The organism is Romboutsia sedimentorum, from assembly GCF_030131845.1.
Lineage (GTDB): Bacteria > Bacillota > Clostridia > Peptostreptococcales > Peptostreptococcaceae > Romboutsia_D > Romboutsia_D sedimentorum.
Genome location: NZ_JASKYM010000009.1, coordinates 13,214 through 33,348, shown reverse-complemented (window position 1 = coordinate 33,348; position 20,135 = coordinate 13,214). Strand labels below are relative to the sequence as shown.

Below are 20,135 nucleotides of genomic sequence, written 5' to 3'. Positions count from 1 at the left end.
ATATATTACAAACAAACTAGTATTATGTATAATATATAAATAGCTACATAAATAGTATAATACAAATATACATAAAATACACGTTAGAAAATAAATATATTATTTAAGGAGGAACTATGAATCAAAAAGCATTGAGAGTTTTAGAATTCAATAAAATAATAGACATATTGAAGAGTAAATCATCATCTTCTCTAGGTTTAAGATATATAGAAAAATTACATCCGAGTTCTGATTTTGAAGAAGTTAAGTATATGCTAGAAGAAACTAGTGAAGCTCAAGCTATACTTACAAAAACAGGATATGTTGGGCTTCAAGGAATGCATGACATAGAAGATAAAGCGAAGAGGGCTAACGTAGGGGCATCACTAGACCCAGGTAGCTTAATTATGATAGGTGACACTTTAAGAGTCGCTAGAACTCTAAAGAATAGCTTATCATCAAGTGACAAAGAGGATTTTAATTACCCTATAATACAATCTTTAGCAAATTCTTTATATGCATATAGAGATATAGAAGATTCTATTTACAACGCAATAGTAAGTGAAATAGAAATATCTGATAGTGCGTCAAATACGCTTAGAGATATTAGAAGAAGAATAGTACAAAAAAACCAATCGATAAGATCAAAGTTAAATTCTATAATATCTTCTACTACTTACCAAAAATATTTACAGGATGCAATAATATCAGTTAGAGGTGATAGATTTGTAGTGCCTGTAAAATCAGAGTATAGATCGCAAGTAGCAGGGATAGTTCATGATCAGTCTTCATCAGGTGCAACTTTATTTATAGAACCAATGAGTATAGTTGATATGAACAATGAACTTAGACAATTAAGACTTAGTGAAGGTGAAGAAATAGAAAGAATATTATCAGAATTATCTGCAATGGTTGGCGAAATAAGTGAAGATTTAATATCTAATCAAGAAATACTTGGTAGATTAGACTTTGCATTTGCAAAAGGAAAGTTATCTATGCAAATGAGAGGTGTAGAACCTACTTTAAATGAAGATAAATTTATAAACATAAAAAATGGTAGACATCCTTTATTAGAAAAAGATAAAGTTGTTCCAAATACAATTTACTTAGGAAGAGACTTCCATACTTTAGTTATAACAGGTCCTAATACAGGTGGAAAAACTGTAACTATAAAAACAGTAGGTTTATTTGCACTTATGAACCAAAGTGGATTACATATACCAGCTGACTTTGGAAGCAGTATGTGTGTATACGATAATGTATTTGCAGATATAGGAGATGAACAAAGTATAGAACAAAGTTTATCTACTTTCTCATCTCATATGACTAACATAGTATCTATATTAAAAGATGTAAGTGAAGACTCTTTAGTTATATTTGATGAATTAGGCGCAGGAACAGACCCGATAGAAGGAGCAGCACTTGCAATAGCAATATTAGAAGATGTGCATATGGCAGGAGCAAAATGTATTGCTACAACTCACTATAGTGAAATAAAGAATTATACACTAACTAAAGAAGGTGTAGAAAATGCTGCGGTAGAATTTGATTTAGAAACACTAAGTCCTACTTATAGATTACTAATAGGAGTTCCGGGTAAATCAAATGCCTTTGAAATATCTAGAAAATTAGGTCTTAGTGATTATGTAATAACAAGAGCTAGGGACTTTATAGATACAGAAAATATAGCACTAGAAGATGTACTTCAAAATGTTGAAAAAAATAGGATAAAAGCTTTAGAGGAAAGAGAAGAAGCTGAAAAATTAAAAAATCAAATAGAAATATTGAAGATAGAGTATGATGAAAAAATAGCAAAAATATCAGCTCAAAAAGAAAAAATGATAGAAAAAGCAAAATCAGAAGCTTTTAGCATTACAAGACAAGCTAAAGAAAATGTTGATAACATAATAAAAGAACTTAGAGTACTAGAAGAAGAAAGAGCATCTAAGGAAAAAAATCAAAAAATAGAAGCACTTAGAAAAGAATTAGCTAGTTCAATGGGAAAACTTCAACCAAGTGTTGAAAGTATGATAATTCCTAAAGTTGCAAATAAAGAGATAAAAGATTTAAAAGTAGGAGAAGAAGTAAAAGTTATAACTCTTAATCAACAAGGTAGCGTAGTTTCTGTTGATAAAAATAAAAAAGAAGCTGTAGTACAAATTGGTATAATGAAAATGAACCTACCTTTTAAATCTCTTAAAAAGGTTAAAAAAGATGTTAAGTCTGTAGTAACTAAATCAACACGAAGTATAATAAAATCTAAATCAGGAAATGTAAGAAGTGAAGTTGACTTAAGAGGACTTAACTTAGAAGAGGCTATTATGGAAGTTGAAAAATATTTAGATGATGCTTATGTAGCAGGTTTAGAAACTGCAACAATAATACATGGTATAGGAACAGGTGTATTAAAAAGTGGACTTCAAGATATATTAAAAAGAAATAAACATGTAAAGTCTCAAAGAGGCGGACAATATGGTGAAGGTGGAGCAGGAGTAACCATAGTTAAATTTAAATAAATTTATGTTTATTTTAACAATAAGGTGGAATATAGATGATATTAGTATCAGCATGTTTAATTGGAATAAACTGCAAATATAATGGTTACAATAATAAAAATGAAAAAGTAATACAGTATTTAAAAGATAAACAGTTTATAATTGCTTGTCCAGAACAATTAGGTGGTATGTCAACACCAAGAGACCCATCTGAGATAATTGAACTAGACACAGACGATATTATAAAAGGGCAAACTATTGTAATTAGTAATAAAAGCCTAGATGTAACTAATAAATTTAAAGAAGGCGCTAAAGAAACCTTAAAGATAGCTAATATATATAATTGTAAAGAAGCTATCTTAAAAGATGGAAGCCCATCTTGTGGTTCTAGCTACATATATGATGGAACATTTAGTAGTAAAAAAATAGATGGGGTAGGAGTAACTACTGTACTATTGATAAATAATGGAATAAAAGTGATAAGCGAAAAAGAATTATAGTAAAATATAAGTAGAGAAATACGGTAAATATCTTGAAAAAACTCGAAAATTGATTTACCATAAAGTAATACATAACAATAAGAGTAAGAGAGAGGAGAAATAGCATGCAAGATTTTAAAATAGCAGTAGCAAAGTGCTTAAAAGAAAAGATAGAAGATTTATCGGTAGAAGAAATAGTAGGACTAATAGAAGTTCCACCAAATAAAGATATGGGGGATTATGCTTTCCCTTGCTTCAAATTAGCAAAGATATTTAGAAAAGCACCTAACATAATAGCTCAAGAATTAAGTGAAACTATAGAAGCTAAAGATTCTGTAGCTAAAGTTATGCCATTAGGAGGATATGTAAATTTCTTCGTTAACAAATCTCAGTTAGCACAAACTGTTATAAATGATGTATTAACACAAAAGGAAAACTATGGTCGTAGTGAAATGGGCAAAGATGAAAATGTAATAGTTGAGTTCTCATCTCCAAATATTGCTAAACCTTTCCATATAGGACATATAAGAACTACAGTTATAGGTAATGCTTTATACAAAATGTACGAATCACAAGGATACAATACTACTAGAATAAATCACTTAGGTGATTATGGAACTCAATTTGGTAAGTTAATAGTAGCTTTCAAAAAATGGGGAGATAAAAAAGTTGTAGAAGCAAGTCCAATACCAGAACTATTAAAATTATATATACAATTCCATGATGAAGCTGAAGCTCATCCAGAAATGGAAGATGAAGCTAGAGCATGGTTCACTAAGTTAGAAAATGGTGATGAAGAAGCTACACAATTATGGCAATGGTTTAGAGATGAAAGTTTAAAAGAATTCTCTAGAGTTTATGATTTATTAGACATAGAGTTTGATTCTTTAGCAGGAGAAAGTTTCTACTCTGACAAAATGCCAAGAGTAATAAAAATGTTAGAAGAAAAAAATCTATTAAAAGAATCTAAGGGAGCTAGAATAGTAGATTTAGAAGATTACAAGATGCCACCAGCACTTATAATGAAAAATGATGGTTCAACATTATATATGACAAGAGACTTAGCAGCGGCAATATATAGAAAAGAAACTTATAACTTTGATAAGTGTGTATACGTAGTTGGATCTCAACAAAATTTACACTTTGAACAATGGTTTAAAGTAATCGAACTTATGGGATTTGAATGGGCTAAAGATTTAGTTCATGTTGGATTTGGTATGGTTGCGCTAGAAAATGGAACTATGTCTACTAGAAAAGGTAGAGTAGTATTCTTAGAAGACGTTTTAAAACAAGCTATAGAAAAAACAAAAGAAACAATACTTGCAAAAAATGCAGATGCTTTAAATGCAGATGAAATAGCAAAACAAGTAGGTGTTGGAGCTATAGTATTCCAAGAATTATCTAACAGTAGAATAAAAGATTATACATTCTCATGGGAGAGAACATTAAGCTTTGATGGTGAAACAGGACCATATGTTCAATATACTCATGCTAGATGCTGTGCAGTACTTAGAAAAGCTAATGAAGAAGCAACTACAAATATAAACTATGAATTATTAAATGATGTTGATAGTGCAGAAGTATTAAAAGTTATAGCATCTTTCAATAAGTGTATAGTATCAGGATTAAAAAAGAATGAGCCTCATTTAGTAACTAGATTTGTATTAGACTTAGCTCAAGCATTTAATAAATTCTACCATGATAACTCAATATTAGTTGAAGACGTAGAATTAAGAAAAGCAAGACTTGCTTTAGTTGCAGCTACTAAGCAAACTTTAGAAAATGGACTTAAGTTATTAGGAATGCATGCACCAGAAAGAATGTAATAAAATATAAAAATGCAGGGATGTCGAAAATTGATACTTTACATCTAAAAATGTAGTATCGTATAATAGAAGTAGATAGTAGTATAATCAAAAATCTTGTAAACTACTATCCCCCTGTATAAATGGCAGCTTATAAGCTGCCTCTTTTTTTTAGTTACTCAAGTAAGAGTATATTAAATGTAGTAGATGATAAAAATAATTATTATAGAGCTTTATTTAGGAAGGTAATATTAATGAAAGATGATATAATAAAAAAGTCCTATATACAAGCATTTGATATAGGAGATAAAAATTTAAAAGATTTAATTATAATAAATACAAAATGTTTAATTGATGACAATACACAACGTTATGTTTATATAGATAATAATAGGCTTAAAGACGAATTGATATATTACAGATATTATGGAGAAACTCCAACATATAAAAATATATTGAATTTACTATTGCCAGTGATACTTTCAAATACTAATATTCGAAAAAGTGAAGATGTTGTACTAGATTTGATTAAAAAATATGTAAGATACCTAAAAAGAGAAGCATATTTATTTGAATATATTTTAGGTGCAGTTATCTACAACATTATAATTCATAAAATAATAGAAGATAAAAATATAGAATATGAAGATTTGTTAAAAGATATCAAACAAAGAATAATAGGGTTTTCTATAGAGTTAGATAAAGTTAATACAATAAAATTCCAAATGGAAAGAATAAAAATTATACAATCAATTGATAAGTATATAGATTTAAAAGTAGAAGATTATGATGATGAAAAAATCGTAGAAAGTATGTTGAATATTTTATATGATATATATATAGAAGATAGAGAAGTAGATAATGATGGGGTTTTAAGTATAAAAAAATCTATATTATCTATATTAGGAAGTGAAGAAAATCTAAAAATAGATAATATAGACTTTGTTTTATCAATGTCACAATATATTATTAAATTGAGAAAATATAAAATCAATAAAAAAATTTATGATAAAAATGCAGATCCACGAAACTTAATTAATTTAGAAGCTGGAGATACTACATTAGACAATATACTTAATCAAATAACAATCGTATCAAAGTATTTTAGCGACAATATACTCCATATAAATGTAAAATCTAAATCTGGTATATACGAACTAAAATTTAAGAAGTCATAAACTTTTAGTTATTAGTTTCTAAATAATTTACGAATTGTTCTTCGGTAGTGCTAGTTAAAAAACATAGTTCTTTTACTATGCTGTTTCTAAGATCAATAAAATCTTCAAGGCCAGTATTTTCGTTTGTGTACTCTAGGGCCTTTACAATAAGCAATAAATCTCTTTTTGATAAAGCGTTGATAGATACTTGGTCAATTAATTCCATAAAAAACTTCCTTTCTAAATCAGATATACTTATAATACTATTATTCTACAAAAAACATGGAAAAACCTTCTATTAAAAAAATTTTGATAGAATTTTACACATACTATTTTAACCTAAAAATAGCATAAAAATATATAACAATATTAAAAAGAGGTGAAATAATTGAAAATACTATTAACAACGCTAAATTCAAAGTTTATTCATACAAATTTAGCTATAAGATATTTAAAAGCATTTGTTAAAGACTTAGTAGATGTAGATTTAAAAGAATACACGATAAATAACGATTTAGATTATATATTAAAAGATATACATAAAAATGATTATGATATTATATTATTTTCAACTTATATCTGGAATGTAAATGATATAGTGAGGATATGTGATAATATAAAAAAAGTTAAGCCTAATACTAAAATCGCGCTAGGTGGACCAGAGGTAACATACGATAGTGAATGTTCTATGAAAAACTATCCATTTGTAGACTACATATTATGTGGTGAAGGTGAATTAGTTTTTAGGGACTTAGTAATGTACTTACAAGGTAGCAAAAACATAGAAGATGTAGAAGGTATAGTTTATAGACATGGAAATGAAATAATAACTAATAGACCTAAGGCATTATTAGAAAATTTAGATGATATACCAAGCCCGTATGAAAACTTAGATCCAACAGAATATGAAAATAGAATAGTTTATTATGAAACATCTAGAGGTTGTCCTTTTAATTGTCAATATTGTTTATCATCAACGCTTAAAGGACTTAGATACTTTGGTATAGATAGGGTAAAAAAAGATTTAAAGGCATTGATAGATGCTAGAGTTTCTCAAATTAAATTTATAGATAGAACATTCAATGCAAATAAAAACTTTGCAAAAGAAATTATGAACTTCCTTATGGAAAATGATAATGACTATACTACATATCATTTTGAGGTTACGGCACATTTATTAGATGATGATATGCTAGATTTTTTAGTAGATTGCAAAGAAGGATTATTCCAATTTGAAATCGGAGTTCAAACAACAAATCAAAAAACTTTAGATGCTGTTGGTAGAAGAGATGATTTTAAAAAATTATCTTATGTAGTACAAAAAATAGCATCATATAGAAATATACATCAACATTTAGATTTAATAGCAGGTCTTCCTTATGAGAATTATTCTAGTTTTGAAAATTCATTTAATGATGTTTTCAACTTAGGTATAGAACATTTACAATTAGGATTTTTAAAGATGATAAAAGGAACAGGTATAAGAAAAGCTGCTAATGAACATGGATATAAATACAAAGATTATACTCCATATGAAGTTTTATATAATGATTATATTAGCTACTCACAAATATTAAAATTAAAAGATATAGAAGAAATATTAGAAAAATACTATAATTCCAAGAATTTTGTATTATCAATGAGATATATAATATTTAATTATTATAAAGAAAGTCCATTTAAGTTTTTTGAAGCTTTTGCTACATACTTTGATGAAAATGGATATTTTGATATGGCACAAGGAAAAAATCAATTATACAAAATATTACTAGATTTTTATAATGAAAAGATAAATGCGAATAATGATATGTTTAATGATATTTTAAAATATGATTATATATCTTTAGGAAAAACATCTAATTTACCAAACTTCTTTAATAAATTAGAAAAAGAAGATTTTAAAAATAGATGTCATGTATTTTTACAAAAAGAAGAAAATTTATCACAATACTTACCTCAATTTATAAATATTTCAGCTAAAAATATAATAAAAAATGTTCATTTTGAACCATTTGAGTTTGATATACTAAAGCTAAAACAAAATATAAATGCTTCAGTAGGTAAAACAGACAATATGATATTGTTTGTATATGATGATAAAAAAATATTTGAAAAATCAAAAGCACATAGCGTAGAAATATAAAGGAGATTAATATGAAATTTAAAATAGAAAAATATTTAGTTAAAAAAGCTGAGCAATTAGCTTTTATAAAGATAAAGCACGATGGTGAGTTTAAAGTTGAAGGATATAGTGTTCCAAATGGTGGATTAGATGTACCTATAAAAAATGAAGTACTAGTTAAAGGAATAAAAGAAAATACAGCACAAGATAATATAAATGCAATGTCCATAGCTGATGCAATGATATTTATAATTGGTATAGATAGCCAATTTAAAAATAATAATGAATATAGAAAATTCTTAGACGCATTTAGTAAAAAAATAAACTTAGACCTAAAAGCATATATGGGATATATGTCTAGAAAATATTTTGATATTGGAGAATGTACAGATTCACTAATATATCTAAAAGCTATGATAACTATGTACCCTGAAGACATAGATGGATTATATCATTATGCAATAGTATGCCAAGAAGTTGCTAAACAATATCAAAAGGATATGGAAGATGAGGCAATGAATAAGTTTTTACTTGAGGCATTATCTAAATTAGAAAAAGTTATAGAATTAGATGAAGGATTTGCATTAGGTTATTACCATTTAGGATATCATTATTATAATCAAGGTCAATATATAAAAGCTAGAGTAATATGGGAAGAAGCATGTAAATTAGGATTAGATCCAGATTTAATCGCTGAAATACAAGAGAATGTAGGTAAAATGGACTTTAAAGTTCAATATGAAGAAGGATATAATCTTGTATTCCAAGGAAAGTGCGAAGAAGGATTAAAGAAACTATTACCACTAGAAGAAGAACATTCTGATTGGTGGAACTTATTATTTATGATAGGACTAGCTTATAAGGATATGAATGAAATTGAAGAGGCTAAGAAATATTTCGAAAAAATATTATTAATAAAACCACATCAAGTTGATGCTATGGTGGAATTAGGTCTTTGTGAAGCAACTAATTTTAATTTAGAAAAAGCAATTGAACATTTTGAAACAGCAGCAAAAATAAAAGAAGACCCAGAAATATTATGTAATTTAGGAATGGCATACTTAAATAATGGTAATCTAGATGATGCTATTTATTATGTAGAAAGAGCGCATGAATTAGATTCACAAGATGAAGTAACGATAGCGTGCATGAAAGAACTTAGTAAATATAGATAAAAATAATTCTAATTAACCAAAAAAGGCTCCTAATAAGGGGCCTTTTTTTATAATAATATGCTACTATATAAGTATATACAAAAGGGGGTGGCTTTAATATGATAAAAAATTTAGAAGATATGTTAGCTAAACTTAAGGGACAAGATAAAGTAACACTTTCTGTAGCTGCAGCAGAGGATAAAGAAGTATTAATAGCTATAAAAGATGCAGTAGAAAAAAAAATAATAAAGCCTATATTAGTAGGAAATCTTGAAAAAATACAACAAATAGCAAAAGAAATAGACTTTAAGTTAGATGATATCAAAATAATAAAGACTGAAACTATAGAGGAAAGTGCTAAAGTAGCAGTTCAATTAGTATGTAATAAAGACGCTGACTTCGTAATGAAGGGAATATTAGATACAGCAGTACTTTTAAAGGCAGTATTAAATAAAGAATATGGGCTTAGAACTGACAGCTTATTAAGCCATGTCATGATATATGAACTTGAAAAATACCATAAGTTATTATTATTAACTGATGGTGGAATGAATATAGCACCAGATTATGAGCAAAAAGAAAAAATACTTAAAAATTCTATACAAGCAGCAAAAGCATTAGGTATGGAAACTGTCAAAGTTGCATGTCTTGCAGCTAAAGAAAAAGTTAATCCTAAAATGCAAGCTACAGTAGATGCAGATTTACTACAAAAGGCTTCTAAAGAAGGTAAATTTGGTGAGAATGTTATTGTTGAAGGACCTTTAGCTTTTGACCTTGCAGTATCTAAGGAAGCTAGTGATATAAAAGGGTTCAAAAGTGAAATAGGTGGTGATGCAGATATATTAGTTGTACCAACTATAGAGGTGGGTAATGGAATAGGTAAAGCATTTACATATATGTCAAATTCAAAATCAGCAGGGGTGGTTATGGGAGCTAAAGCACCAATAGTTTTAGTATCAAGAGCAGATAGCCATGAATCAAAATTGTACTCTATAGCATATGGTGCACTAATAGCACAAAATTTGAAATAAAATATAGTTAAAATATGTAAAATGTATATGTACAAATCATTAAATTGATACTATAATAAAGTTGGACGAGGTAAACGTTTTTCACAAATGTTTATTGGTAAAATTTTATATAAAATCATTTTAGTGATAAAATTAAAATTTATTAATTTAAAATATTTATTTGATGAATGATTTTGTTTAAATTTGTATAAAAAAATACCAAATTATCAAAAATTAGTATATAATCAAATTAAAGGAATTTGTAATTTGAACTTTTATAAAGGCTAAGGAATTGATGATTACTAATTTGTTTATGATCATCCTTAAAATAATATTTCAATAAAATAACAATTAAAAACGGACATAATTTTTTTATCACCTAGGGAATAAAAATCAATAAAAAAGGGGATAGGAATATGGATAAAAAAATGTTAACTATCGATTTAAATAGCCAGGTTATGATAGACAAGGCTGAAAAAGATGGCGTAGAGACTATGTACGATAGAAAGTTAGCTATGAAAGCACAATGTGGCTTTGGTCTTCAAGGTAACTGTTGTAGAATATGTGGAATGGGGCCATGTAGAATAACACCAAAAACTCCAAGAGGATTATGTGGAGCAGACGAACATACAATAGTAGGTAGAAACTTTGCAAGAATGGTTGCTGGAGGAACAGCAGCTCACTCTGACCATGCTAGAGATTTAGCGCATACAATGGCTTTAAGTAGTAGAGATGGTAACTACAAAATAAGAGAAGAAGGTAAATTAATAGAACTAGCTAAGGAATGGGATGTAGCTACAGAAGGTAGAGATATCTATGATATAGCTCATGAAGTTGCTGAGATAGGTCTAATGGAATTTGGTAAGCCTTATGGCGTATCAAGACTTCTAAAAAATGCACCAAAACAAAGACAACAAGTATGGAAAGATTACGAAATAGAGCCAAGAGCTATAGATAGAGAAATAGCTACAATAATGCATTCAACTCATATAGGGTGTACTTCTGATTTAGATAGTTTAATACATATGTCATTAAGAACATCTATGGCAGATGGATGGGCTGGATCTATGATAGGAACTAGATTTAGTGATATCCTATTTGGAACTCCAATACCAAGACAAACAGAAGCTAATTTAGGAGTATTAGAACAAACTAAAGTAAATATAGTATTACACGGTCATGAACCAACATTATCAGAAATGATAGTATTAGCATCAGAAGATCCAGAATTAGTAGCTTTAGCTAAAGAAATGGGAGCTGAGGGAATAAACTTAGCTGGTATGTGCTGTACAGGTAATGAGGTTACAATGAGACATGGTGTAAGAATAGCAGGAGACTTCCATCAACAAGAACTAGCAATTATAACAGGAGCTGTAGAAGCTGTTATAGTTGATGTTCAATGTATATTCCCAGCATTAGCAAAAGTTGCTGATTGCTATCACACAAAATTCATAACAACTTCTCCAAAAGCAAAAATAACAGGATCAACTTATATAGAATTTAAAGAAGAAGAAGCATTAGCAATAGCTAAAGAAATAGTGAAAGAAGCAGTATTAAACTTCAAAAACAGAGATCAAGAAAAGGTTTTAATACCAGAATTAAAATCAAGTGCAACAGTTGGATATAGTGTAGATGCTATAATACCTCAGTTAGATAGAGTTGTAAACTCTCATATAGATCCAACAGGAACAGTTAAGCCATTAGTGGACTGTTTAAAATCAGGAGTATTAAGAGGAGCTGCTGGTGTTGTTGGATGTAACAATGCTAAAGGTGTTTCAAATGAAGCTCATGTAACTATTATGAAAGAATTAATTAAAAACGATATAATAGTTGTTACTACAGGATGTGGTGCTCAAGCAGCAGCTAAGTTTGGATTAATGGATAAAGATGCAGCTAAGAAATATGCTGGAAAAGGTTTGGCTACAGTTTGTGAATTAGTAGACATACCACCAGTACTACATATGGGTTCATGCGTTGATATAAGTCGTATATTAGATTTAGTTGCAGCATGTGCTAAAAATTTAGATATGGATATGTCTGATATTCCAGTAGTAGGAATAGCTCCAGAATGGATGTCTGAAAAAGCAGTAGCTATAGGATGTTATGTTGTTGCATCTGGTATAGATACTTACTTAGGAATAATGCCTCCAATCACAGGATCATCAAGAGCAGTAGAGATATTGACTGAAGGATTAAAAGATAAAGTTGGAGCAAGCTTTACAGTTAATGAAAACTGTCATGAGTTAGCTGCTACTATAATAAGTGATATAGAAAAGAAACGTGTTCACTTTGAAAAATTAGTAGAAGAAAAAATGATGGTTCCAGCTGAAGCTTAATAATTATATATAAATAAAAAAACTATAAATACTACTTTGAAAAGTTAGTAATTATCCAAATAGGTTCTAGTAAGAACTAACTATAGTTTATTTTGTATGTAAAAATATAAAATAAACTTAAAATTTAAAGTAAATTTGTTAAATATAAAACAAAAGTTTAAAAAACAATGGGGAATATAAAAAAAACAACATAAAATAAAGTTATAAATGACAAAAGGTGGTATAATAATGAAAATAGCAATAACTGGTAAGGGTGGAGTAGGTAAGACGACTTTTTCTTCAATGTTATCTAGAATGTTTGCAAATGACGGGTACAGAGTTGTTGCTGTAGACGCCGACCCCGATGCTAATTTAGCTTTAGCACTAGGTTTTCCAAAAGAAGTATATGATTCAATAGTTCCTATATCAGAAATGAAAAACTTTGTATCTGATAGAACTGCTGCATCAATAGGATCATTTGGAAAAATGTTTAAATTAAATCCTAAAGTAGATGATATACCTGAGAACTTTTGTAAAGAGTACAATGGTGTTAGATTACTTACATTAGGAACTGTAGATTCAGGTGGATCTGGATGTGTTTGTCCAGAACACGTATTATTAAAAAGACTATGCTCTCATTTAATACTTCAAAACAAAGATGTAGTTGTTATGGATATGGAAGCTGGTATTGAACACTTAGGTAGAGGAACTGCAGAAAGTGTAGATGCATTTATAGTAGTTGTTGAGCCAGGTGAAAGAAGTCTACAGACTTATAGAAAAGTTAAAAAGCTAGGAAATGATATTGGCGTTAAAAAAGTATTTGTTGTAGGCAATAAAATCAGAAATAAAGAAGATGAAGAATTTATAATCTCCAACTTAGAAGATGGGGAATCATTAGGATTTATTTATTATAATCAAGATGTTATAAATTCAGATAGATCAAATCAATCTCCATATGACACAAGTGAAGAAACCAGAAATCAGGTAAAAGCAATACAACAGCAGTTGATGAAATTGCAAAATCTGTAATTAAAAAGTTGATAAGTTAACCATCAATAAAACTTGATGGTTAACTTAAAAAACACTATTACACATAAAATATTTACAAATGAAAAATATGTATACATAGTGTCATATAGATTTATAAAAATATTTATTTTTGGGAGGAGATTCAGTTATGGGATTCAAATCTGATATAGAAATTGCACAAGAGGCTAAGCCACAAGATATAAGAGAAGTAGCTAAAAAGTTAGGATTAGGTGAAGATGACATAGAATTATATGGAAAATATAAAGCTAAGGTAGACTATAATCTTTTAAAAAGAGATAATGGTGGAAAAAAATCTAAGCTAATATTAACTACAGCTATAAACCCAACTCCAGCAGGAGAAGGAAAAACTACAACTACTATAGGAGTTGCAGATGGATTAGCTAAGTTAGGTGAAAATGTATTAGTTGCTTTAAGAGAACCATCTCTAGGACCAGTGTTTGGTGTTAAAGGTGGAGCAGCTGGTGGAGGATATGCTCAAGTTGTTCCTATGGAAGATATAAACTTACACTTCACTGGAGATTTCCATGCAATAGGAGCTGCAAATAACTTACTAGCTGCTATGCTTGATAATCATATACACCAAGGCAATGTATTAGGAATAGATTCTAGAACTATAACTTGGAGAAGATGCGTTGATATGAACGATAGACAATTAAGAAATATTGTTGATGGTTTAGGCGTAAGAGCAGACGGTGTAGTTAGAGAAGATGGATTTGATATAACTGTTGCATCAGAAGTAATGGCAGCTTTCTGTTTAGCAAGTGATATAAGTGATTTAAAAATTAGATTAGGAAGAATAATAGTTGGATATAACTTCCAAGGAGAGCCTATAACTGCAGAACAATTAAAAGCTAATGGAGCTATGGCAGCATTATTAAAAGATGCTTTAAAACCAAACTTAGTTCAAACATTAGAAGGAACACCAGCATTTGTTCACGGTGGACCATTTGCAAATATAGCTCATGGATGTAACTCAGTTATAGCTACAAGAATGGCTATGCACTTTGCTGATTATGTAGTAACAGAAGGAGGATTTGGTGCTGACTTAGGTGCTGAAAAATTCTTAGATATAAAATGTAGAATGGCTAACTTAAAGCCAGATGCAGTTATAATAGTTGCTACTGTAAGAGCATTAAAATACAATGGTGGAGTACCAAAAGATCAATTAAATAATGAAAATTTAGAAGCTTTAGAAGCTGGACTTCCAAACTTATTAAAGCATGTTGAAAATATAACTCAAGTATTTAAATTACCAGCAGTAGTTGCTATAAATGAATTCCCAACTGATACACAAGCAGAAGTTGAATTAGTAAGAACAAAATGTCAAGAACTAGGTGTTAATGTTGCCTTATCTCAAGTATGGGAAAAAGGTGGAGAAGGCGGAATTGAAGTAGCTAAAGAAATCATAAGATTAACTAGCGAACCAAATGACTTTAAGTTCTGTTATGAAGATGATGTAACTATAGCAGAAAAAATAAATGCTATAGCTACTAAGATATATGGAGCTGATGGTGTAGACTTTACTCCACAAGCTAAAAAAGAATTAGATAGATTAGAAAGTTTAGGATTTGGAAAGATGCCAATATGTATGGCTAAAACTCAATATTCTTTAACTGATGATCAAACTAAATTAGGAAGACCAACAGGATTTAGAATAACAGTAAGACAATTAACTGTTTCAGCAGGAGCTGGATTTATAGTTGCACTTACTGGACAAATAATGAAGATGCCAGGACTTCCAAAAGTTCCAGCAGCAGAAAAAATAGATGTTGATGAAAATGGAGTAATCGCAGGATTATTCTAATATATAAATTAAAGTAGTGTGTGGTTTTCCACACTCTACTTATACATAATATAATACCTTTAGAGTACTCAAGGGGGAAAAACAATGAAAATATCAGAAAAAAATTGTGTTGAATTTGTAGAAGTGCTAGCTTCTAAATCAGCAGTACCTGGTGGTGGCGGAGCTGCTGCATTAGTTGGTGCTGTGGGTATGGCCTTAGGTAGTATGGTATGCAATCTAACAATAGGTAAGAAAAAATATGCTGAGTATGAAGAAAGTGTAAAAGAAACATTAGTAAAAGCAGGTCAAATAGAAAAAAGATTATTAAATATGATAGATGAAGATGCAGAGTGTTTCCTACCTCTTTCAAAAGCTTATGGACTTCCTAAATCAACTGAGGAAGAAAAGAAGATAAAAGAAGAAACAATGGAAAATGCATTAAAGGTAGCTTGTGAAGTGCCAATAAATATAGTTAAGGTATGCTATGACGCAATAAAGTTACATGAAGATTTAGTGGACAAGGGATCAAAACTTGCTATAAGTGATGTAGGAGTTGGGGTTCAATGTTTAAGAGCTGCCATCCTTAGTGGACAGCTAAATGTAGTAATTAACATAAACTCTATAAAAGATGAAGATTATGTTAATAAAGTAAAAACTGAAGTAGATACTTTAGTAACTGAAGGTGTAAAAATCTGTGATGAAGTATATGCTAAAGTTGAAAGAGCATTAGGAAAATAAATATTAAATAAGAAAATTAATACTATTTGTAGTATTTAGATATAAATAAATTTAGGGGGCGTTGAACATGGAAGTAACTGCAACTAAAGGACAAATAATAAAAGGAAAACCAGTAGCTGATCAAATAAGTGAAAGTTTAATAAAAGAAGTTAATGAATTAGTTAAAGAGGGTATAAATCCTAAGTTAGCTATATTAAGAGTTGGAGCAAATGGAAGTGACTTAGCTTATGAAAGAGGCGCATTAAAAAGATGTGAAAGCACAGGAATACAAACAGAAGTTGTAGAATTACCTTCAGATGTTACTCAAGAAGAATATGTTAAGACTTTAAAAGGATTAAATGAAAATAATAATGTACATGGTATATTATGTTTTAGACCACTTCCAAAGCAATTAGATGAAGAAGCTATAAAATACATAATAGCTCCAGAAAAAGATGTAGATAGTTTCAGTCCAATAAACTCTGCAAAAGTTATGGAAGGTGATACAACAGGATTCCCACCATGTACTCCAACTGCAGTAGTTGAAATATTAAAGCACTATGATGTAGATTTAAATGGAGCTAAAGTAGCTGTACTTGGAAGAAGTATGGTAGTTGGAAAGCCAGCTGCAATGCTTTTATTAAATGAAAATGCAACTGTTACAATATGTCACTCTAGAACTAAAGATTTAGCTAAAGTAACAGCTGAAGCTGACATTTTAGTAGCTGCTGTAGGTAGAGCTAAAATGGTTAAAGAAGACTTTGTTAAAGAAGGCGCAGTTGTTATAGATGTTGGTATAAATGTAGGAGCTGACGGAAAATTATGTGGAGATGTTGATACTGATGCAGTACTTTCAAAAGCATCTATGATAACACCAGTTCCTGCAGGGGTAGGTTCAGTAACTACATCTGTACTTGCTAAACACGTAATCAAGGCTTGCAAATTACAAAATAATAAGTAATAAAAAATAGAGAAATATATACGTTTTAAGGGGGAATAGGGATGATAATTTCTGAAAATAAACCAATGCAAGAAATTTTAGGGTTCTTAAAGGATTCTGAGAAAGTTGTCTTAGTTGGATGTAGTCAATGTGCTGCGACTTGTAAAAGTGGTGGAGAAGAAGAAGTTCTTAAAATGAAAGAAGTTTTAGAAGCTGAAGGAAAAAATGTTTTGGGGTATACATTATTAGATCCAGCATGTAATCTTTTAAAATCTAAAAAAGATTTAAAAGTATTAAAAGAAGAAATTAAAGAGGCTGATGCACTTTTATCTTTAGCTTGTGGAGATGGAACACAAACTATAGTTAAAAATGTTAAGAACCTTCCAGTTTATCCAGCTAACAACACTTTGTTTATCGGTGAAACAAAGAGAGTTGGAGAATTTGAAGAGTCTTGTAAAGCTTGTGGAGAATGTGAGCTTGGATGGACAGGCGGAATATGTCCAGTAACTATGTGTGCAAAGGGATTAATAAATGGAGCATGTGGTGGAGCTAAAAATGGTAAATGTGAAGTGAACTCAGAACATGATTGCGCTTGGATAATGATATATAATAGATTAAAAGATATAGATCAATTAGAAAACATGGTAGCAATAAGACCAATGAAAGATTATTCTAAACAAAATAATCCAAGAGGTTTAAACTTAAAGGAAAAAGAAAAAGAAGCTACAGTTGAAGCATAGAGAGTTTAAAAAGGTTAAAAGGGGGATTTATTGATGAGCTTATTAAAACAAACATTAGAGAGTGGAAAGTTTGCAGTTACTACTGAAATGGCACCGCCAAAAGGAACTGACCTTTCTCACTTAGTAGAATGTGCTAAACCATTAGTAGGAAGAGTTCATGCAGCGAACGTAACTGACTTCCAATCAGCAGTAATGAGAACAACTTCACTTGCTACTTGCAAGTTATTAAAAGATGTAGGATTAGAGCCAGTTTTACAAATGACTGGAAGAGATAGAAATAGAATAGCTATACAAGGTGAAATGTTATCAGCTGGACTATTTGGAATAAATAATATGTTAGCTTTAACAGGGGACCATACAGTTGTTGGAGACCATCCACAAGCCAAAGGTGTGTTTGATTTAGATTGTGTTGGAATACTTCAAACGGCTGAGACTTTAATGAAGGGAACTGACCTAGTTGGAAACTCATTAAAAGGATCTCCAGAATTCTATTTAGGTGCATCAGTAACTCCAGAGTATGCTCCAATAGAAGTACAATTAATGAAAATGCAAAAGAAAATAAATGCTGGGGCTAAGTTCTTCCAAACTCAAGCTGTTTATGATATAGAACATATGAGAGAATTCAGAAAATTAACTAAAGCTATGGACTGTAAGGTATTAGCAGGGATAGTACCTTTAAAATCTCCAGGGATGGCAAAGTTTATGACTGCAAATGTTCCAGGTATATTTGTTCCAGATGAGCAAATAGAAAGATTAAGAGCTGCAGGAAAAGAAAACTGGGTATCTGAAGGTATAAAAATGTCAGGAGAATTTATAAGACAGTTAATAGAAGAAGATTTATGTGATGGTGTTCACATAATGGCAATAGGAGCAGAGGAAAACGTTCCTGCAATATTGGATTCTGCTGGACTATAAAATTAATAAAAAACTAAAGACTAATTAAGTATGGGGGAAAATAAAATGAGAATAGCGGTTATAGGGGGAGGACCAGGTGGATACGTTGCAGCTATAAAGGCGGCTATGCTTGGTGCAGAAGTAACAGTAATAGAAAAAAGAAGAGTTGGAGGAACTTGTTTAAACGTTGGTTGTATACCAACTAAAGCATTACTTGCATCTTCTTCTATGCTTATGAATATAAGAGAAGCCAAAGACTTTGGTATAAATATAGAAGGCGAAATAAAACCAGATTTTAAAGCTATAATGGCTAGAAAAGATAAAATAGTAAATCAATTAATAAGTGGAATAGAATTCCTATTTGAAAAAAGAGGAGTAAACTTAGTTAATGGATTTGGAAAATTAGTAGATAAAAATACTATAGAAGTTACTAAGGAAGATGGTTCAAAGGAAATGATAACTGCTGATAAAATAATATTAGCTAATGGATCAGCTCCTGTAGTTTTACCAATGTTCCCATATGATAAGAAAAGAATAATAACTAGTGATGAAGTGCTAGGATTAGAAGAATTACCAAAGTCAATTTTAATAGTTGGCGCAGGAGTAATAGGTTGTGAGATAGGTCAATTTTTAAGAACATTAGGAACAGAAGTTACTATAGTTCAAAGAGGTAAGCAAATATTACATTTTGAAGATAAAGATGTAGCAAAACAGTTGCAGAGACAGTTTAAAAAGGATAAAATTAAAGTATTAACAGATAGTGGGATGGAAAAATGTGAAGTAGTAGGTGATGAAGTTGTATCTACACTTTCAAATGGGAAAGAGATAAAAACTCAGTATGTATTAATGGCAACAGGTAGAAAACCAAATCTTGACGGTTCTGGAGTAGAAGATATAGGGATAGAACTTAATAGAGGTAAGGTAGTAGTAGATGAAAATTTACAAACAAATGTAGATGGTATATATGCAATAGGGGATTTAATAGATACTCCATTCTTAGCACATGTTGCTTCTAAGGAAGGTATAATAGCTGTAGAAAACGCTTTTGGTAAAAATAAAACTGTTGACTATACTGCTGTACCAAGATGTGTATATACAGAGCCAGAAATTGCTGCTGTAGGTAAAACAGAAAGACAGTTAGAAGAAGAAGGCTTAGAATATAATGTAGGTAAGTTTGAATTTAGAGGATTAGGTAAAGCTCAAGCTATTGGTCACTTCCAAGGATTTATAAAAATTCTTGCTGATAAAGAGGACAAGATAATAGGAGCTTCAATAGTAGGTCCTCATGCTACAGACTTATTGACAGAATTATCACTTGCTGTTCATTTAGGATTAACTGTAGAGCAAGTAGGAGATGTAATACATGCACATCCAACGTTATCAGAAGGCTTAATGGAAGCTCTTCACGATGTACATGGAGAATGTGTTCATGCAGCACCTCAATTAGCAAAAGCATAAAAGTCAGAGTGAAATTTAAAAGCTCTGTCTTGACTAA

The 20,135-nt window shown here is 30.1% G+C and carries 16 protein-coding genes; 15 read left to right on the top strand and 1 reads right to left on the bottom strand.

The window, feature by feature from the left end:
* Nucleotides 1-116: 116 nt before the first annotated feature.
* The 4 genes from QOZ84_RS13675 (at nt 117) to QOZ84_RS13660 (ending at nt 5,936) form a co-directional block, all read left to right on the top strand.
* Nucleotides 117-2,495, top strand: a complete 2,379-nt coding sequence (locus QOZ84_RS13675; protein WP_284133504.1) for an endonuclease MutS2 — start codon at nt 117-119, stop codon at nt 2,493-2,495.
* Nucleotides 2,496-2,530: 35 nt separating this feature from the next.
* On the top strand, nt 2,531-2,974 hold the full coding sequence (locus tag QOZ84_RS13670) for a 2-thiouracil desulfurase family protein (protein ID WP_284133503.1): 444 nt from the start codon (nt 2,531-2,533) through the stop codon (nt 2,972-2,974).
* Nucleotides 2,975-3,078: 104 nt separating this feature from the next.
* Nucleotides 3,079-4,779, top strand: a complete 1,701-nt coding sequence (gene argS, locus QOZ84_RS13665) for an arginine--tRNA ligase (RefSeq protein ID WP_284133502.1) — start codon at nt 3,079-3,081, stop codon at nt 4,777-4,779.
* A gap of 233 nt (nt 4,780-5,012) precedes the next feature.
* Nucleotides 5,013-5,936, top strand: coding sequence for a hypothetical protein (locus QOZ84_RS13660; protein WP_284133501.1), 924 nt, complete (start codon nt 5,013-5,015; stop codon nt 5,934-5,936).
* Between the two features lie 4 nt (nt 5,937-5,940).
* Here QOZ84_RS13660 and QOZ84_RS13655 read toward each other — a convergent pair whose 3' ends face one another.
* Nucleotides 5,941-6,141, bottom strand: coding sequence for a hypothetical protein (locus tag QOZ84_RS13655; RefSeq protein ID WP_026900113.1), 201 nt, complete (start codon nt 6,139-6,141; stop codon nt 5,941-5,943).
* 162 nt (nt 6,142-6,303) lie between these two features.
* On the opposite strand from QOZ84_RS13655, the gene QOZ84_RS13650 reads away from it, so the two are divergent.
* From QOZ84_RS13650 to lpdA, 11 genes are all read left to right on the top strand, one after another.
* Nucleotides 6,304-8,058, top strand: coding sequence for a B12-binding domain-containing radical SAM protein (locus QOZ84_RS13650; protein WP_284133500.1), 1,755 nt, complete (start codon nt 6,304-6,306; stop codon nt 8,056-8,058).
* Nucleotides 8,059-8,069: 11 nt separating this feature from the next.
* Nucleotides 8,070-9,212, top strand: coding sequence for a tetratricopeptide repeat protein (locus tag QOZ84_RS13645; protein WP_284133499.1), 1,143 nt, complete (start codon nt 8,070-8,072; stop codon nt 9,210-9,212).
* Between the two features lie 98 nt (nt 9,213-9,310).
* Nucleotides 9,311-10,222 carry a bifunctional enoyl-CoA hydratase/phosphate acetyltransferase gene (locus tag QOZ84_RS13640; protein ID WP_284133498.1) on the top strand — a complete coding sequence of 304 codons (912 nt, stop codon included), beginning with the start codon at nt 9,311-9,313 and terminating at the stop codon, nt 10,220-10,222.
* Nucleotides 10,223-10,617: 395 nt separating this feature from the next.
* Complete coding sequence (gene cooS, locus QOZ84_RS13635) at nt 10,618-12,537, top strand: anaerobic carbon-monoxide dehydrogenase catalytic subunit (RefSeq protein ID WP_284133497.1); 1,920 nt, start codon at nt 10,618-10,620, stop codon at nt 12,535-12,537.
* Nucleotides 12,538-12,765: 228 nt separating this feature from the next.
* Nucleotides 12,766-13,545, top strand: coding sequence for an ATP-binding protein (locus QOZ84_RS13630; RefSeq protein ID WP_284133496.1), 780 nt, complete (start codon nt 12,766-12,768; stop codon nt 13,543-13,545).
* 148 nt (nt 13,546-13,693) lie between these two features.
* The gene (locus QOZ84_RS13625) at nt 13,694-15,370 is read left to right on the top strand and encodes a formate--tetrahydrofolate ligase (protein WP_284133495.1); all 1,677 of its coding nucleotides are present in this window, start codon (nt 13,694-13,696) and stop codon (nt 15,368-15,370) included.
* Between the two features lie 84 nt (nt 15,371-15,454).
* Nucleotides 15,455-16,087 (top strand): cyclodeaminase/cyclohydrolase family protein, encoded by a 633-nt coding sequence (locus tag QOZ84_RS13620; protein WP_284133494.1) that lies wholly within the window; start codon nt 15,455-15,457, stop codon nt 16,085-16,087.
* 67 nt (nt 16,088-16,154) lie between these two features.
* Nucleotides 16,155-17,027 carry a bifunctional 5,10-methylenetetrahydrofolate dehydrogenase/5,10-methenyltetrahydrofolate cyclohydrolase gene (locus QOZ84_RS13615; protein ID WP_284133493.1) on the top strand — a complete coding sequence of 291 codons (873 nt, stop codon included), beginning with the start codon at nt 16,155-16,157 and terminating at the stop codon, nt 17,025-17,027.
* A gap of 41 nt (nt 17,028-17,068) precedes the next feature.
* On the top strand, nt 17,069-17,746 hold the full coding sequence (locus QOZ84_RS13610) for a methylenetetrahydrofolate reductase C-terminal domain-containing protein (protein ID WP_284133492.1): 678 nt from the start codon (nt 17,069-17,071) through the stop codon (nt 17,744-17,746).
* A gap of 33 nt (nt 17,747-17,779) precedes the next feature.
* Nucleotides 17,780-18,661 carry a methylenetetrahydrofolate reductase gene (locus QOZ84_RS13605; RefSeq protein ID WP_284133491.1) on the top strand — a complete coding sequence of 294 codons (882 nt, stop codon included), beginning with the start codon at nt 17,780-17,782 and terminating at the stop codon, nt 18,659-18,661.
* A gap of 45 nt (nt 18,662-18,706) precedes the next feature.
* The gene (gene lpdA / locus QOZ84_RS13600) at nt 18,707-20,098 is read left to right on the top strand and encodes a dihydrolipoyl dehydrogenase (RefSeq protein WP_284133490.1); all 1,392 of its coding nucleotides are present in this window, start codon (nt 18,707-18,709) and stop codon (nt 20,096-20,098) included.
* Nucleotides 20,099-20,135: the final 37 nt, after the last annotated feature.

Excerpts from the sequence above, each read along its gene's own strand:
- QOZ84_RS13630 (WP_284133496.1), top strand. The coding sequence starts at position 12,766 with ATGAAAATAGCAATAACTGGTAAGGGTGGAGTAGGTAAGACGACTTTT.
- QOZ84_RS13655 (WP_026900113.1), bottom strand. The coding sequence starts at position 6,141 with ATGGAATTAATTGACCAAGTATCTATCAACGCTTTATCAAAAAGAGAT.
- QOZ84_RS13620 (WP_284133494.1), top strand. The coding sequence starts at position 15,455 with ATGAAAATATCAGAAAAAAATTGTGTTGAATTTGTAGAAGTGCTAGCT.
- QOZ84_RS13670 (WP_284133503.1), top strand. The coding sequence starts at position 2,531 with ATGATATTAGTATCAGCATGTTTAATTGGAATAAACTGCAAATATAAT.
- lpdA (WP_284133490.1), top strand. The coding sequence starts at position 18,707 with ATGAGAATAGCGGTTATAGGGGGAGGACCAGGTGGATACGTTGCAGCT.
- QOZ84_RS13645 (WP_284133499.1), top strand. The coding sequence starts at position 8,070 with ATGAAATTTAAAATAGAAAAATATTTAGTTAAAAAAGCTGAGCAATTA.
- QOZ84_RS13625 (WP_284133495.1), top strand. The coding sequence starts at position 13,694 with ATGGGATTCAAATCTGATATAGAAATTGCACAAGAGGCTAAGCCACAA.
- QOZ84_RS13640 (WP_284133498.1), top strand. The coding sequence starts at position 9,311 with ATGATAAAAAATTTAGAAGATATGTTAGCTAAACTTAAGGGACAAGAT.
- cooS (WP_284133497.1), top strand. The coding sequence starts at position 10,618 with ATGGATAAAAAAATGTTAACTATCGATTTAAATAGCCAGGTTATGATA.
- QOZ84_RS13605 (WP_284133491.1), top strand. The coding sequence starts at position 17,780 with ATGAGCTTATTAAAACAAACATTAGAGAGTGGAAAGTTTGCAGTTACT.
- argS (WP_284133502.1), top strand. The coding sequence starts at position 3,079 with ATGCAAGATTTTAAAATAGCAGTAGCAAAGTGCTTAAAAGAAAAGATA.
- QOZ84_RS13615 (WP_284133493.1), top strand. The coding sequence starts at position 16,155 with ATGGAAGTAACTGCAACTAAAGGACAAATAATAAAAGGAAAACCAGTA.
- QOZ84_RS13660 (WP_284133501.1), top strand. The coding sequence starts at position 5,013 with ATGAAAGATGATATAATAAAAAAGTCCTATATACAAGCATTTGATATA.
- QOZ84_RS13675 (WP_284133504.1), top strand. The coding sequence starts at position 117 with ATGAATCAAAAAGCATTGAGAGTTTTAGAATTCAATAAAATAATAGAC.
- QOZ84_RS13610 (WP_284133492.1), top strand. The coding sequence starts at position 17,069 with ATGATAATTTCTGAAAATAAACCAATGCAAGAAATTTTAGGGTTCTTA.